The following is a 13,427-nucleotide window of genomic DNA, read 5'->3' on the forward strand; positions in this document are numbered from 1 at the left end:
TGCTCAGCCCTTGCGGGCCGTGTGGACGGTACGGGCCGCGAGCAGGAAGACGTCGGGGCGGCGGTGCAGCGAGAGCGGGTCGGCCGGGTCGAGCAGCCGGTCGACGGCGGCGCGGTCGTCGTCCGCCAGATGCTCGGCGAGTCCGTCGCGCTGGCGCTCGTAGTGCGCGACGATCTGCCCGCGGACGGCGTCCGGGAGCGGCGCGGGGACGTCGGACAGGAAGCTGCGGGTGCCGCTCGGCGTGAGCCCGGCGGCGGACAGCAGCGCGTTCCAGTCGTCGACCTCCTCCTTGCTGTCGGGCAGCGCCGACCGCATCTCGCCGAACCAGTCGGCCTGGGCGGCGTCGAGCCGGGCTTCCAGGCCCGGGCGGCCGACACCCGCGTTCCACGGCAGGTGGCGGGCCGGCAGGCCGCCCTCGGCGAGGGCGATCAGACCGCCCGGGTTCAGGACGCCGGCGAACGCGGCGAGGGCGGCGCGCTGGTCGCCGATGTGGTGCAGGGAGTTGCTGGCCCAGACGAGGTCGGCGGTGCCGAGGGCGTCGAAGTCGCCGGGGAGTTCGGCGCGCAGGGTGGCGACCCGGTCGCCGAGGCCGCGGGCGTCGGCGCGTTCACGGGCGAGCGCGAGGAGTTCCGGGGTGGCGTCCACGGCGACGACCTCGGCCTCGGGGAACGCCTCGGCGAGCAGCGCGGTGACGACGCCTGGGCCGCTGCCGACGTCCAGCACCCGGCGGACCCGCCCGGCCGGGGCGAGGGAGGCGAGCCAAGCGGCGGCCTCCGCGTAGAGCGGGCTCTGGGTCTCGGCCTGCTGGATGAGCAGGGGCGCCATCTCGGCCCAGTCGAGGTGGGTGTGGTCGTGGCCCCCGTGACCCCCATGGCCCTGACCGTGGCCGTGGTGTCCGTGACCGTGCTTCGCGTGCCCGTGGTGTGCGCTCATGGGGACAGCGTGCGACACCCGGCGCCGTACTCGCGAACGAACTTGCCGTTCCGGCAACAACCGGCCGGTGACGCTCAACGCCCCCGGTGTTCCTGCGGGCTGATGCCGCGCACCCGTTTGAAGGCGGCGCTCAGCGCGAAGGCACTGCTGTAGCCGACCTGCCGGGCCACCGCCTCGACCGTGGCGTCCGTCTGCCGCAGCAGGTCGGCGGCGCGGGTGATACGCCAGCCGGTGAGGTATGCCATCGGGGGCTCCCCCACGAGTTCGGCGAAGCGACGGGCGAACGCGGCCCGCGAGACACCCGTCTCGTCGGCGAGGGCGGCGACCGTCCAGGCGCGGGCCGGGTCGTTCTCGAAGAGGCGCAGGGCCCGGCCGACGACGGGGTCGCCCATCGCCCGGTACCAGGCCGGGGCCGCCGCCCCGGGCCGGGCGAACCAGGCCCGGACGGAGGCGATCAGCAGCAGATCGAGCACCCGGTCGAGGACGACGCTCTGGCCGGGGTCGTCCCGGGCGATCTCCTCGTCCAGGAACGGCATCAGCGGGCAGTTCCACGCCTCCGCGGGCAGGTGCAGGAGGGCGGGCAGCGCGTCGAGGAGGCGGCGGCCGACCTCGCCGGCCAGCTGATAGGTGCCGACGAGCACGGTGGTGTCACCGTCGGGCGCGTTGCCCCAGGTCCGTACGCCCAGACTCATCGACTGGGCGAGCGGCTCCCCGCTCAGCGTGGCGCAGTGCCCGCCGGGGCCGATGACGGCGCTGGGCGGGGCGTCGACGGCGTGCGCGACCGTGTACGGCTCGGGGCCGCGGGCGACGGCGAGGTCACCGGGCCGCAGCAGGACCGGCTCGCCGGCGTCGGGAACGATCCACGCCTCGCCGCTGGTGACGCACATCAGGCAGAGCGGCGCCTCGTCCGCGATCCGTACGGACCACGGCGGGGCCATCACCATGCGCAGCACGAAGGCGCCCTTGGCCCGGGGCCCGTCGAGGAGACCGGCGAGTGCGTCCATGGCGGTCAGCCTAGACGGCGGGGCGGAGCGGACCGGACCGGACCAGGGAAGGAGCGGGCCGGACCGGGGGATCGCGCGGCGAGACGCAGGCGTATGCGGGTGAGTCACCGGAGCATGGCCCCGGGGTGCGCGGGGCGCGAGTCTGGGGACATGACGACGCAGACCTCTCACGACAACGGCTCCCCGCGGCACGCGGAGTCCATCGACTCCCCCACGATTCCGGCTGGTTCGCCTTCGGCCGCCGGACGGACGATCCTGGTGACGAGCGCGACCGGCAAGACCGGGCGCCGGGTGGCGCGCGGCCTCGCCGGGCGCGGCGCACGGGTCCGGTCCGGGTCCCGTACCGGGACCACCCGCTTCGACTGGACGGACCCGGCCGGCTGGGGCCCGGCGCTGGACGGCGCGGACTCCGCGTACGTGAGCTACTACCCCGACCTCGCCGCACCCGGCGCGACCGACGCCATGCGCGCCTTCGGCGAGCTGGCGACGGCCCACGGGATACGCCGGATCACCCTGCTCTCCGGGCGCGGCGAGCCCGAGGCGGTCATCGCCGAGGAAGCGCTGCGGAACGCCGCACCCGAGACCGAACTCACCGTCGTACGCGCCGCGTTCTTCGCCCAGAACTTCGACGAGGGCTTCCTCGCCGAGGGCGTCGCGTCCGGCACGATCGCCTTCCCGGCGGGAACGACGGCCGAACCGTTCGTCGACGCCGACGACTTGGCGGACGTGATCGTCGAGACCCTGACGGCCGACGGCCACGCGGGCCTGATCCACGAGGTCACCGGGCCGGAGGCGCTGACGTTCGCGGAGGCGGCCGCCGAGATCTCCCGTGCCGCCGGCCGGACGGTGACCTACGCCCCGATGACCGCGCCCGAATACGCGGCCCTGCTGGCCGGGTTCGGCCTGCCGGAACCCGAAGCGGACTGGCTGGCCGAGCTGTTCGCGACCCTCCTCGACGGACACAACACCCCGGTGACGGACGGCGTGAAGCGCGTCCTGGGCCGCGACCCGCTCCCCTTCTCGGTGTACGCGAGGGAGACCTTCGAGACCTCGGACTAGCGCTCCGTAGCGGCTCCGGCCCGACCGAGGGGGTGGGCGAAGGCGTCAGGAGACCCGGGCGGCCGCGGCCTCCAGGGTCCGCTGGATCACCCGGATGCCCTCGTCGACCATCGCGGCGATGGGCTCCGCCAGGCTGTGCGGCAGTACGTCGACGATCCAGACGAAGCGGCTACGGCCGCCGGCCTCGGCGAACACCTGCATGGAGGCGTGGTGGTGGACGACGTCCAAGGACCCGTCCACCACCGCGTAGGCGATGCGCCGGGCGTCGTCGTCGAGCGAGACGACGACCTCGCGGAGCACCGTGCCCTCCGTGAACATCACCACCCGGGCTTCGCCGTCGACGCGGGTGTCGACGACGTAGCCCGGTACGAGTCGGTGATGAACCTCGCCCCAGTCGCGGATCGCCGCCCAGACCTCCTCGGGGCCGGCATCGATCGGGACCTCTCGGTGGACTGTTGCCATGGACGGCTCTCCGTATCCCTCGGGCTGTCAGTTGGCGGCGGTCGCGGGGATCAGGCAGAACGGATTCCCCTGGGGGTCGGTGAGGACGACCCACTGCCCCTCGCCCGGCTGGAAGTCGGGCTTGGAGGCCCCGAGGGCGAGCAGCTCCCCGACCGCGCCGGCCAGGTCGGAGACGGTGAAGTCGAGGTGCAGGTGCTTGTTCCCCTCGGGCCAGGTCTGCGCCTGGTGGCCTTCGACGCGGACGAAAGCCAGCCCGGCCCCCGCGCCGCCCGCGTCGAGGGAGGCGAAGTCCTCGTCGCTGTAGCCGAGTTCCCAGCCGGTGGCCTTCTGGTAGAACGCGGCGAGCGCGGCCGGATCGGCGCAGTCGACGACGACGGTGGCGAGTTGTGCGAGAACGGACATGTGCGGGCTCCAAATTCGTGAACGGCAGGAAGCCTCACGGGCTTCGGTGAGGAGCCTGGCCCAGCGGCCCCGCCCGGGTCTTGAACATCCTTGCGCGACTGAAACCCGCTACGCGTATCAATGTCAGACCCGGCCCGTAATGTGCGAAGGATGCTCACCTCCGTTCCTGTCGCCGCCCGCCCCGACTTCGGCATCAGCGCGGTGTCCTGCCGTGCCGACCACACCCGCTGGTCGGCGCCCGAGGTACGTGCCGACTACCGGGTGGTGCTCGTGCGCCGCGGACTGTTCCGCAGGAGGGCGGCCGGCGTACCCGCCGACGTCGACACGACCCTGGCCTACGTGGGCGTCCCGGGCGAAGAGGAGAGCTTCGCTCACCCTGCCGGGGGCGACGTCTGCACGTCGATCAGCGTGACACCGCGGCTGTGGCGTTCCCTGGCCGGCGACAGCGGACCGACCGCGCGGACGATCTACATCGACCCGAGGATCGACCTGGCCCACCGGCGCCTGCTCACCGCCGCCCGTTCCGACGACGTCGACTACGCGACCGCCGAGGAACTGCTGGGTCTGCTGTCGACGGTCGTCAGCCGCGGCGCCACCGGACCGACCCCGCTCGGCAACGCGTCCGTGGACCGCGACCGGAGTCTCGTGGCGGCTGCTCGCGAGGCGATCGCCGAGGGAGACCCGTCCGCGGACACGCTGTTCGCGCTGGCCGATTCGCTCGGTGTCTCTCCCTCCCGCCTGAGCCGGGCGTTCCCGCGCCACCTCGGCGTCTCGGTGACCCGCTATCGCCACCGTGTCCGCATCGGCCGGGCCCTGGACCGCCTGGAGGCCGGCGAGACCAGTCTCAGCGCCCTCGCCGCCGACCTCGGATACGCCGACCAGGCCCACCTCACCCGCACCATGCGCCAATACCTCGACCACACACCGACCGCCTTGCGACGGCTTCTGGCCCCCGCGCCTGAAAGCGCGCATCCCTGACGGACCACCAGCGATGATCAATCTCCCGATCGGCTGTCGCCGAATGGGCCAGGGCGGGTCGGTCGCCCGCCCGGCCTCGGCGGAGGGGAGTTCAGGAGGAGGCGTACCGGGCGGCGAGGGCTGTGACGGTGGCGGCGATGCGGGTCCGTAGCTCCTCGGGGCCGAGTACTTCCACCTCCGTGCCGAGGGCGAGCAGCATGCCGTACGCGTGGTCGGGGCCCTCCATGGGCAGGGTGGCGCGGATCCAGCCGTCGGGTTCGGCGGTGCCGTGTTCCGTGACCGCGCGGGCGGCGGCGCCGGTCAGGCGGGCGGCACCGCGCGGGGAGACACGGACCACCGCCTCGCCCCGGTGCAGGCGGTCGTGGAAGTCGCGTTGGGCGTCCCGCCAGTACGTGGCCAGGTCGAACTCCGGGGGAATCACGACGGGTTCGTCGGTGAGGGAGAGGCCGAGGATCTGGTCGACCCGGTAGGTCCGGGGGTCCGGACCGGCGATCAGGTACCAGCGGCCGGCCTTCAGGACCAGGCCGTACGGCGCGAGCCGCCGGTCGACGTCGGTCGGTTCGCGCCAGCGGCGGTAGCGCACGGCGAGTACGAGGCCCGCGCGGACGGCGTCGGCGACCTGCGGCAGGTACGGGGCCGCGACGGCGTGGTCGTCGGCGTACCAGCCGTCGACGTCGATGTGGAAGCGGGTGCGCAGCCGGTCGACGTGCTCGCGCAGCGGCGGCGGCAGGGCGGCGTGCAGTTTGCGCCGGGCGTCGGCGAAGGAGCCGCCGAGCCCCAGCCCGTCGGCCGCCGCCGGCAGCCCCGCCAGCACCAGCGCCTCGGCCTCGGGCGCGTACAGGTCGGTGAGCCGGGCTCCCGGCCCGCCACCGCCGAGCAGCCGGTAGCCGCCCCGGTGCCCCGCGTCCCCGTACAGCGGCACCCCGGCGGCGTGCAGGGCCTCGACGTCCCGGTAGACGGTCCGGACGGACACCTCCAGTTCGGCGGCCAGCTCGGCGGCGGTCATCCGGTCCCGGGTCCGCAGAAGCAGCAGGATCGAGAGCAAACGGCTGGATCTCACCCCGACCGCACCCCTTCCACCGGCTTCACCGTGCGCGCCGGCTCCGCCGATTCCTCGTTTTCCACTGACACAAGATGTCAGTGGACCGCTCCTACAGTCCAGCCATGGCTTTCACGGAGAAGTACCTCGTCGTCCGGGATCCGGTCGACATCGGCGGCCGGCACATCAAGCGCTACCACGTCACCGACGACCCGGCGGGCATCGCGCCGGAGGTGGAGCGGGCGGCCTCCGCCATGCTGCCGGAACTGCTGCCGGAACCCGACGGCACGCCGGCCGCGAGCTTCGCGGTGCTGCACCGGGGCGGTGACACCGGCGCGTATCTGAACCTCTACAGCTGGGTGTGGGACAACGTCCTGCGCTTCGCGGGCGCGGCGGCGGGTCAGCCCGCGCTGGACTGCCCCGACACCGACCCGACCCACTTCGTCCGGCTCACCGGCACGGGGATCGCGCACGAGCGCTTCTGGATCGGCTGCGTCTGGGAACTGGCCCCGCTCGACCACGAACGGAACGCCTGGGTACGGCACATGCTGGCCCCGGAGGTGCCCGATCTGGCGGGCTACCTCGCGGACTCGCTGCGTTCCGGCACCACCGGGCCGCGCCACCCGGGCACGGCTCTCCCCCACGACCGGCAGGTGCCGGCGTGATGGAGGAGTACGGCTTCGGCTTCCTCGACGGTGCGTGGACCGTCCGCAACCGCCGCCTTGTCGACTGCCTCGACCCGGACAGCAGCTGGGACGAGTTCGACGGGCACACCGCCGGCCGGCTCTTCCGGGAAGGACGTGCCCATGTCGACGAGATCGCTTTCCCGTCACGGGACTTCAGCGGGATGACGCTGCGGCTGTACGAGCCGGAGACCGGCGAGTGGACGCTCAACTGGTCCGACAGCCGCACCGGACGGCTGGACCCGCCGGTCCGGGGCCGGTTCGGCGCGGACGGTACCGGGGTGTTCCTCGGCGACGACCACTACCGGGGCACGCCGGTGCGGGTCCGGTTCCGCTGGTCGGGGATCGGCCCGGACACCGCCCGCTGGGAGCAGGCGTTCGCCCCGGCCGGGACCGAGGCGTGGGTCGTGAACTGGGTGGTGACTCCTCCCCCTCGTGAACGAGGGGGCTTCTCGCTATGACTGGTTGGCGTCGCGACGGACCAGCCCGGCCCGTAGAACGTTGAGGGCGCCCACCGTGTCGGCGTGCGCGTTGTGGCCGCACGCCTGACAGTGGAACTTCTCCTGTGTGGGCCGGTTCTTCTTGGCGGTGTGCCCGCATTCGGGGCACCGCCGTGAGGTGTCGCGGGGGTCCACGGCCATCACTTCCCGCCCGGCACTCTCAGCCTTTGCGTTCAGGATCGCGAGGAACACCCCCCACCCGGCATCAGCGATCGAGCGGTTCAGCCCAGCCTTGGACGAGGCCCCGTTGGGCAGGAAGCCGCCCGGCTGGTCGGGGTCGGGCTTCGGCGCGGGGGCCTTGCTCATGTTGCGGATCTTGAGGTCTTCATGCGCGATGAAGTCGTGTTCGCGGACCAGGTCGAGCGCGGTCTTGTGCGCGTGGTCGAGGCGCTGGCGACGCACCTTGCCATGCAGGGCCGCGACCTTCTCCACGGCGCGCTGATGATTGCGGGTGCGGTCCTTGGCCTTGCAGCGGGGGAACCGGCTGAGCGCCTGCTGTGCCGCTTCGAGCCTCTTGGCAGCCTTGCGGGCGTAGCGCGGGTTTGCGATGTGCTCGCCGCTGGACGTGGTGAGGAACGAGGCGATACCCAGGTCGATCCCGACCGCACTGCCCGTCGCGGGAAGCGGCTCGGACCGCTCCTGCTCGGCAGTGAGCACGACGAACCACTTACGTCCCTCACGCTTGACCGACACGGTCTTGACCTTGCCGACCACCGCGCGGTGCTGGTTGACCCTGACGTGCCCGACGCCCTGGAAGCGGACTCGGGTGACGGGGTCGTGCGGGGTGGAGTCCCACCGGCAGCCGTCGCCGTCCCTGGGGAAGTCCACCGTGTCGAACCAGTTCACCCCGCGAAAACGCGGGTAGCCCGGAGTGTCACCGGCCTTGATCCGGCGGAAGAACGCCTGGAATGCCTTGTCCAGACGACGAAGCGTCGCCTGCTGCGAGGAGAAGGACCAGCGTCCCTGACGCTCCGGATCGAACACCCGGATCTCCTTGAGCTGCGCGGACTGCATCCCGTACTTGACGCTCGTCTTCGAAACGTGCCGGTACGCGTCACGGCGTTCCTGCAAGGCCCCGTTGTAGAGCGAGCAGTGATCACGCAGCATCTCGCCGAGCGCGATCGCCTGGCCCGCGGTGGGCCGCATGAGGAACTTGTACGCACGGATCACCCAGCCCACCCCCTTCGGTCAAGTCAGCTTGATCACACTACATTTGGCGTATGTCACCACGCTGGGAACCAAACCCCGATATCCGTACCGGACGTCACGTAGCCTATAACCTCCATGCACACTTGGTGTTCGTTACGAAATACCGGCGTGATGTGTTCGACGACCACATGCTCAAGCGGTGTGAAGAGATCATGCGGGAGGTATGCGGCAGCTTCGAGACCGAGCTGCGCGAGTTCAACGGCGAAGCCGACCATGTCCACCTGCTGGTGCACTACCCGCCGAAGGTCGCCCTGTCGAAGCTGATCAACTCGCTCAAGGGCGTCAGCTCCCGGTATCTGCGGGCGGAGTACACCGGCCGGATCAGCCGGATCGGCATGGGCTCGACGTTCTGGTCCCGCTCATACTTCGCCGGGTCCTGCGGCGGCGCACCGCTGACCGTTATCCGCCAGTACATCGAAGGACAGAAGCGACCCGTCTGACCGTCAACCCAAAGACGCAGAGAACTCCGCCGCTTCGCGCCTCCGGCCCGAGGATGCGTTTCCCTCCCCTGCTGAAGCCGGGGATACCCACGCAAGATCAGGGATGGATCTCCGCCGCGTCCCGGGCCCGCACCCGGCCGCGGCGGAGGCGAGGCCGGCTACGCGGCTCGCTTGACGAACGGGGCCAGCCGGTACGCCGGGTCGGGGCGGCGCCGGTCCTGGTCCGGCAGCGCGGCCAGCGCGGCGCACAGCGTCTCCACGTCGGCCCCGGTACCCCGGAACCAGGAGGCGTAGTAGCCGCGCCGCAGCTTGCCGGCGGTGTCGCGCGGGGTGGTGCCCTGGCCGTGCCCGGTGAAGACGGTGCCGGGCGCGGGTTCGAGGCCGTGGGCGGCGGCGTATCCGCTGATCCTGTCGGCCCGGTCCGTCCCCGCGTCGCCGCTCCGGTACGGGCGGAGCACGGCGTCGATGTCGCTGCCGACGTCGTGCGCCGCGTCCTTGTCGACGGTGGCGACGAACACGCCGCCGGGCCGCAGCACCCGCGCCGCCTCGGCGACGATCTCCTCGGCGAACGGCACCAGATGCAGCAGCCAGACCGCGCTGACCGCGTCGAGGGCACCGTCCGGCAGGGGCAGCCGGCGGGCGTCGGCGCGCACGGTCCGGCCGGGCAGCCGGCCGGCGGCGGCGCGCAGCATGGCGTGGGCGGCGTCGGCGCCGTACACGGCGAGTCCGGGCCGGGCCAGGCGTTCGGTGACGAGGCCGGTGCCGCAGGCGAGGTCGAGCAGGGTGCGGGTGCCGGGCGGCAGGAGTCCGCGCACGGCGGCGGCCGCGGCCTCGGCGCGCGGCACCCCGCCCCGGGTCTCGTCGTAGTGCGCGGCTTCGGTCTCGTAGTCGAGCACGGTGGCGGGGTCACGATCACGCACGGCCGCGGGCCCGGTCGAGTGGGCCCGCGAGCCGGATATACGGGGTGAGGTCATGGGTCCGGTCACGCCGCCCCGTGCCCCGGGGCCGCCGCCCGGACCCGTTCGGCGAGGGCGAAGTCCTTCTCCGTGAGGGCGCCGCCCGCCGAGTGGGTGTGCACGGAGACCGCGACGGTGTCGTACCCGAGCGTCAGATCGCTGTGGTGGTCCAACTCCTGCTGGATCTGGGCGATGTGGACGACGAAGGCGGTGGCCGCGAAGTGGTCGGCGAGACGGTAGTCGCGGGTGAGCCGGCTGTCGGTGACGGACCAGCCGGGCAGCTCCCGCAGCCGGTCCTCGATCTCCTTCTGCGACAGGGGTTCTGTGGGCACGTGGTGCTCCCTCCGATAGCGACGGGACGGCGGTGACGCCGGCGATGACAGTGGGGACGGAGAACGGTCCTGGTCGAAAAATACCCGGTCCCCCTCTGGGATACCGTCTGCCCATGACGACTGTCGCGACCGACACGAGTGTGAGTACGAGTGTGGGCACGAGCGTGGGCCCGCTGCTGCGCCGCTGGCGGCTGCGGCGGCGGCTGAGCCAACTGGAGCTGGCGCTGCGCGCCGACTCGTCCGCACGGCACATCTCCTTCGTCGAGAACGGCCGCTCGCGGCCCAGCGAGGAGATGGTGCTGCGGCTCGCCGAACACCTCGACGTACCGGTGCGCGAGCGCAACGCCCTGCTGCTCGCGGCGGGTTACGCCCCGCGCTACGCGGAGTCCGCCCTCGACGACCCGCGGCTCGACACGCTGCGGGAGGGCATCGAGCGGCTGCTGCGGGGCTACGAGCCGTATCCGGCGATCGTCGTCGACGGCACGTACACCGTGGTGGCGGCCAATCAGGGCATGCAGGCGTTCCTCACCGGTCTGCCCGAGCATCTGCTGACCCCGCCGCTGAACGCCATGCGGATCACCCTGCACCCGCAGGGTCTCGCGCCGCGCATCCGCAATCTGCGCGAATGGCGGGGCCATCTGCTGGCCCAGATGGAGCGTCAGATCGCATTGGCCCGTTCGTCGGCGCTGCGCGCGCTGTACGAGGAGGTGGCGGCGTACCCGCTGCCCGAGGGCACCACGGACCCGGACGACCGGGAGGACCCGGAGCCCTACCCGTACTTCGCGCTGCCGCTGCGGATCGAACATGATGGCCGGCTGCTGTCGTTCGTGTCGTCCATCTCGACCTTCAACACGCCGATGGACGTGACCGTCGCCGAGCTGGCCATCGAGACGATGCTCCCGGCCGACGAGGCGACGGTCTCCTATCTGCGGTCGCTCACGGCGTAGCGGCGCGCAGCGCGGCCCACTGGAGCGCGGCGAAGCCCGCGACGGTGCCGGCCTGGAGGAGGGTCCAGACCTCGCCCGCGACGGTCGGCTCCAGCCAGAGGACCAGGGCGGCGACGCTCGCCACCACCCATCCGAGATTGGCCTCGATGACGGCGCGGACGCCGAGCGCGGCCGGCCGCGGGCGGCTCGCGAGCCAGGCGACGCCCGCCGCGTACACGGTGAGGAAGGCGCCGATGCCGAGCAGCAACGTACGCCCGACGCCGAGGAGTTCGGCGAGCGGGCCGGAGGCGGCGAGGTAGGCGATGCCGTTCGCGCCGGTGACGACGGCGTCAAGGGCGAGGAAGCGGCGCAGCGCGGTGCGCGGCACGGAGGTGCGGGCGAGACCGGTGAGCAGGGCCTGGGACATGGCGGATTCCCCTTCGAAGGGCACGGGACGCGGAGGTGAGGGCCGGCGCCCCAGGCGGAGTGCGCCGCCCGGGACCCGGTGCTCCGATCATGTCGGGGTCCGTCGCGCGGGTCGATGACCTCGGAGGTAAGGCCAGGGCTCACCCCTGGCCTGCCCCGGCTTGCCCTCGGCTTGTCCTCGGCTTGTCCTCCGTCCTGCCGCCGTCAGTAGGCGGCGGGGCGCTGTCCGATGTACGCGCGCAGCCGGTCGGTGTCGGCGGCCGTCCAGCCGTCGGGCGGGACGACGGCGGCCCAGCCGTCGACGGCGCCGGTGCCGTAGCGGTGTCCGTGCGGTGCCTGTACCCCGTACGACACGGCCATGTCGACCGATGTCTGCCAGAAGGCGACGAACGGGAACCAGTCGATCTCGGGGGTGATGTCCGGGCCGAGCTGTCCATCGAGCCAGGCGGGACGCTTGAAGAGCAGGTCCGGGGACCACCAGACGACCGGGTCGGAGGCGTTCTGGAGGTAGACGGCGCGCGGGAACTCCCAGCGGGCCGGGGGCCGGGCGAGGTCCGTCCGCGGGAACTGGGCGAAGCGGTAGTGCGCGCCGTCCTCGTATTGGGGGCGCCAGACCGGGCTGCCCGGGTCGCGGTCGCGGCGGATCTCCTCGGAGATCGGGGAGAAGTTCGGCGCGCCGAGCAGCAGCGCCCCGTCGGTCGAGGCCAGCAGGTCGTCGGCGCTGTCGAAGGACGTCTCGACGGCGTAGGCGCCGAGGCTCTCGCCGGTGACGACGAGCCGGGGCCGGCGGTCCGCGGGGCGGCGGTCGAGTTCGGCGCGGACGGCGTCGAGGAGGGCGCGGGTGGCCTGGCCGGCCTTCTCCTTGTCGACGAGGAAGGACACCCAGGAGGGCAGGTACGAGTACTGGACGGCGACGATCGCGGTGTCGCCGCCGTACATGTACTCCAGCGGCTCGGCGACGTTCGGGTCGATCCAGCCGGTTCCCGTGGTGCCGGCGACGGCGAGGACCGCGCGGTCGAAGGCGCCGGTGCGGGTGAGTTCACGGACGGCGAGCCGCGCCTGGGCGGCGAACGGCCGCTCGTCGGCGAAGACGGCGGGGAGCGCGGAGGGGACGTAGACGCGGACCGGGTCGCGGGCGGGCTCGCCGGTCCAGGCTCCGATGCGGTCGCGGGTGGGGACCGAGCCGGTGAAGTTGCGGCCCTGGTAGCCGAGGTCCCGCCAGTCGATCAGGGAGCCGGGGCCGCCGGAGACGTGCCGGGACGCGGGGCGGTGGATGCCCTCCTTGGTTCCGTCGTTGGTGGCCTCGGCGATGCGGTCGGCGAGGTCGACGACCCCGCGGTCGAAGACGACGTCGCGGACGCCGACGAGTACGGCGAAGGCGGTGAGCAGCGCGCCGAGCGCGTGGGCGGCGGGCCGGGGCAGCAGCCGTCCGAGGAGGCGTATGAGCGCGCGGGCGCCGAGCCGGACGCCGCGGCCGGCGAGCAGCAGGGCGAGCCAGATGGCGACCGCGATGAGCGCGATCACCGGGGCGTGCCAGGTCAGCGAGGGCGGCAGTTCCTGGAGGACCCGCAACTGGCGCTGGAGCCGGGCGCTTTCGGCGATGCAGCCGACCGAGAGGGCGGGGGCGAGCAGCCAGTACGCCTGCCAGAGCCGGGCCCGGAGGCGTTCGCCGGGACGGCGGCGGAGCAGCAGCCGGACGACCCAGGCGAGGGTGGCGCCGAGCGCGTAGCCGATGGCGGCGGTGATGCCGCCGATCACGCCCTGGAGATACCAAGGGCGGGGCACCAGGGAGGGGGTGAGGGAGGCCCAGAAGAAGAGGGTGGCGGCGCAGAGCGCGACGAGGTCGGGCCAGTGGCGGTCGGTGTACGGACGGCGGGCGAAGGCGCCCACCCGGCCCCGGACGCCGGGGCGTCGGGGGCCGGGGGTCGAGCGAGTCGACGCGGCCGCCGCGGCGGACCGGTCGGGTGCGGAGGACGGCCGGCCGGTCGAAGTCATCCGCACAGCCTCGTACACCGCACAGACGTTCGCAAATCATTTCGCCCGGGGCGAATACCGACCCGATCAGGGCGAAATGATCG

Annotated in this window: 16 protein-coding genes; 6 read left to right on the top strand and 10 right to left on the bottom strand. The window is 72.7% G+C overall.

What is annotated here, in order from left to right:
- Positions 1–3 precede the first annotated feature (3 nt).
- Together ABZ693_RS11480 and ABZ693_RS11485 are read right to left on the bottom strand one after the other, a co-directional pair.
- Positions 4–933, bottom strand: coding sequence for a class I SAM-dependent methyltransferase (locus tag ABZ693_RS11480; protein ID WP_359875630.1), 930 nt, complete (start codon positions 931–933; stop codon positions 4–6).
- Positions 934–1,007: 74 nt separating this feature from the next.
- Positions 1,008–1,937, bottom strand: coding sequence for an AraC family transcriptional regulator (locus ABZ693_RS11485; RefSeq protein WP_359875631.1), 930 nt, complete (start codon positions 1,935–1,937; stop codon positions 1,008–1,010).
- A 150-nt stretch (positions 1,938–2,087) separates the two neighbouring features.
- Here ABZ693_RS11485 and ABZ693_RS11490 point away from each other — a divergent pair, with 150 nt between their 5' ends.
- Positions 2,088–2,996, top strand: coding sequence for a Rossmann-fold NAD(P)-binding domain-containing protein (locus ABZ693_RS11490; RefSeq protein ID WP_359875632.1), 909 nt, complete (start codon positions 2,088–2,090; stop codon positions 2,994–2,996).
- A 45-nt stretch (positions 2,997–3,041) separates the two neighbouring features.
- Here ABZ693_RS11490 and ABZ693_RS11495 read toward each other — a convergent pair whose 3' ends face one another.
- Complete coding sequence (locus ABZ693_RS11495) at positions 3,042–3,458, bottom strand: SRPBCC family protein (protein WP_359875633.1); 417 nt, start codon at positions 3,456–3,458, stop codon at positions 3,042–3,044.
- 27 nt (positions 3,459–3,485) lie between these two features.
- Entirely contained in the window at positions 3,486–3,860 is a 375-nt protein-coding gene (locus tag ABZ693_RS11500; RefSeq protein ID WP_359875634.1) for a VOC family protein, read from the bottom strand.
- Positions 3,861–4,010: 150 nt separating this feature from the next.
- On the opposite strand from ABZ693_RS11500, the gene ABZ693_RS11505 reads away from it, so the two are divergent.
- Positions 4,011–4,838, top strand: coding sequence for a helix-turn-helix domain-containing protein (locus ABZ693_RS11505; protein ID WP_359875635.1), 828 nt, complete (start codon positions 4,011–4,013; stop codon positions 4,836–4,838).
- 91 nt (positions 4,839–4,929) lie between these two features.
- On the opposite strand, the gene ABZ693_RS11510 is transcribed toward ABZ693_RS11505, so the two are convergent.
- On the bottom strand, positions 4,930–5,898 hold the full coding sequence (locus ABZ693_RS11510; protein ID WP_359875636.1) for a helix-turn-helix transcriptional regulator: 969 nt from the start codon (positions 5,896–5,898) through the stop codon (positions 4,930–4,932).
- A 104-nt stretch (positions 5,899–6,002) separates the two neighbouring features.
- Between ABZ693_RS11510 and ABZ693_RS11515 the strand changes: the two genes are divergently transcribed.
- Together ABZ693_RS11515 and ABZ693_RS11520 are read left to right on the top strand one after the other, a co-directional pair.
- A complete protein-coding gene (locus ABZ693_RS11515; protein ID WP_359875637.1) occupies positions 6,003–6,542 on the top strand; it encodes a hypothetical protein in 540 nt (179 codons plus the stop codon).
- Positions 6,542–7,021, top strand: a complete 480-nt coding sequence (locus tag ABZ693_RS11520) for a hypothetical protein (RefSeq protein WP_359875690.1) — start codon at positions 6,542–6,544, stop codon at positions 7,019–7,021. The genes ABZ693_RS11515 and ABZ693_RS11520 overlap by 1 nt, the downstream gene beginning before the upstream one ends.
- Here ABZ693_RS11520 and ABZ693_RS11525 read toward each other — a convergent pair.
- On the bottom strand, positions 7,016–8,230 hold the full coding sequence (locus ABZ693_RS11525) for an RNA-guided endonuclease InsQ/TnpB family protein (protein WP_359875638.1): 1,215 nt from the start codon (positions 8,228–8,230) through the stop codon (positions 7,016–7,018). The genes ABZ693_RS11520 and ABZ693_RS11525 overlap by 6 nt on opposite strands.
- A 50-nt stretch (positions 8,231–8,280) precedes the next feature.
- Here ABZ693_RS11525 and tnpA point away from each other — a divergent pair, with 50 nt between their 5' ends.
- A complete protein-coding gene (tnpA, locus tag ABZ693_RS11530; protein ID WP_359875639.1) occupies positions 8,281–8,709 on the top strand; it encodes an IS200/IS605 family transposase in 429 nt (142 codons plus the stop codon).
- Positions 8,710–8,867: 158 nt separating this feature from the next.
- Here tnpA and ABZ693_RS11535 read toward each other — a convergent pair whose 3' ends face one another.
- Positions 8,868–9,605 carry a class I SAM-dependent methyltransferase gene (locus ABZ693_RS11535; RefSeq protein WP_359875691.1) on the bottom strand — a complete coding sequence of 246 codons (738 nt, stop codon included), beginning with the start codon at positions 9,603–9,605 and terminating at the stop codon, positions 8,868–8,870.
- A gap of 86 nt (positions 9,606–9,691) precedes the next feature.
- Positions 9,692–9,997 carry a 4a-hydroxytetrahydrobiopterin dehydratase gene (locus tag ABZ693_RS11540; protein ID WP_359875640.1) on the bottom strand — a complete coding sequence of 102 codons (306 nt, stop codon included), beginning with the start codon at positions 9,995–9,997 and terminating at the stop codon, positions 9,692–9,694.
- A gap of 113 nt (positions 9,998–10,110) precedes the next feature.
- Between ABZ693_RS11540 and ABZ693_RS11545 the strand changes: the two genes are divergently transcribed.
- Positions 10,111–10,944: an MmyB family transcriptional regulator gene (locus tag ABZ693_RS11545; protein WP_359875641.1), complete on the top strand. Its 834-nt coding sequence runs from the start codon at positions 10,111–10,113 to the stop codon at positions 10,942–10,944.
- Here the strand turns inward: ABZ693_RS11545 and ABZ693_RS11550 are convergent.
- Positions 10,934–11,350 (bottom strand): hypothetical protein, encoded by a 417-nt coding sequence (locus ABZ693_RS11550; RefSeq protein ID WP_359875642.1) that lies wholly within the window; start codon positions 11,348–11,350, stop codon positions 10,934–10,936. The two genes, ABZ693_RS11545 and ABZ693_RS11550, sit on opposite strands and share 11 nt — an antisense overlap.
- Positions 11,351–11,553: 203 nt before the next feature.
- Positions 11,554–13,344 (bottom strand): alpha/beta hydrolase, encoded by a 1,791-nt coding sequence (locus ABZ693_RS11555; protein ID WP_359875643.1) that lies wholly within the window; start codon positions 13,342–13,344, stop codon positions 11,554–11,556.
- Positions 13,345–13,427 lie beyond the last annotated feature (83 nt).

This window comes from Streptomyces laurentii, from assembly GCF_040635425.1.
Taxonomy (GTDB): domain Bacteria; phylum Actinomycetota; class Actinomycetes; order Streptomycetales; family Streptomycetaceae; genus Streptomyces; species Streptomyces laurentii.

Bases quoted from the DNA above. Each gene is read 5' to 3' on its own strand.
- ABZ693_RS11520 (WP_359875690.1), top strand. From the start codon at position 6,542: ATGGAGGAGTACGGCTTCGGCTTCCTCGACGGTGCGTGGACCGTCCGC.
- tnpA (WP_359875639.1), top strand. From the start codon at position 8,281: ATGTCACCACGCTGGGAACCAAACCCCGATATCCGTACCGGACGTCAC.
- ABZ693_RS11555 (WP_359875643.1), bottom strand. From the start codon at position 13,344: ATGACTTCGACCGGCCGGCCGTCCTCCGCACCCGACCGGTCCGCCGCG.
- ABZ693_RS11495 (WP_359875633.1), bottom strand. From the start codon at position 3,458: ATGGCAACAGTCCACCGAGAGGTCCCGATCGATGCCGGCCCCGAGGAG.
- ABZ693_RS11545 (WP_359875641.1), top strand. From the start codon at position 10,111: ATGACGACTGTCGCGACCGACACGAGTGTGAGTACGAGTGTGGGCACG.
- ABZ693_RS11480 (WP_359875630.1), bottom strand. From the start codon at position 933: ATGAGCGCACACCACGGGCACGCGAAGCACGGTCACGGACACCACGGC.
- ABZ693_RS11505 (WP_359875635.1), top strand. From the start codon at position 4,011: ATGCTCACCTCCGTTCCTGTCGCCGCCCGCCCCGACTTCGGCATCAGC.
- ABZ693_RS11550 (WP_359875642.1), bottom strand. From the start codon at position 11,350: ATGTCCCAGGCCCTGCTCACCGGTCTCGCCCGCACCTCCGTGCCGCGC.
- ABZ693_RS11500 (WP_359875634.1), bottom strand. From the start codon at position 3,860: ATGTCCGTTCTCGCACAACTCGCCACCGTCGTCGTCGACTGCGCCGAT.
- ABZ693_RS11485 (WP_359875631.1), bottom strand. From the start codon at position 1,937: ATGGACGCACTCGCCGGTCTCCTCGACGGGCCCCGGGCCAAGGGCGCC.
- ABZ693_RS11515 (WP_359875637.1), top strand. From the start codon at position 6,003: ATGGCTTTCACGGAGAAGTACCTCGTCGTCCGGGATCCGGTCGACATC.
- ABZ693_RS11490 (WP_359875632.1), top strand. From the start codon at position 2,088: ATGACGACGCAGACCTCTCACGACAACGGCTCCCCGCGGCACGCGGAG.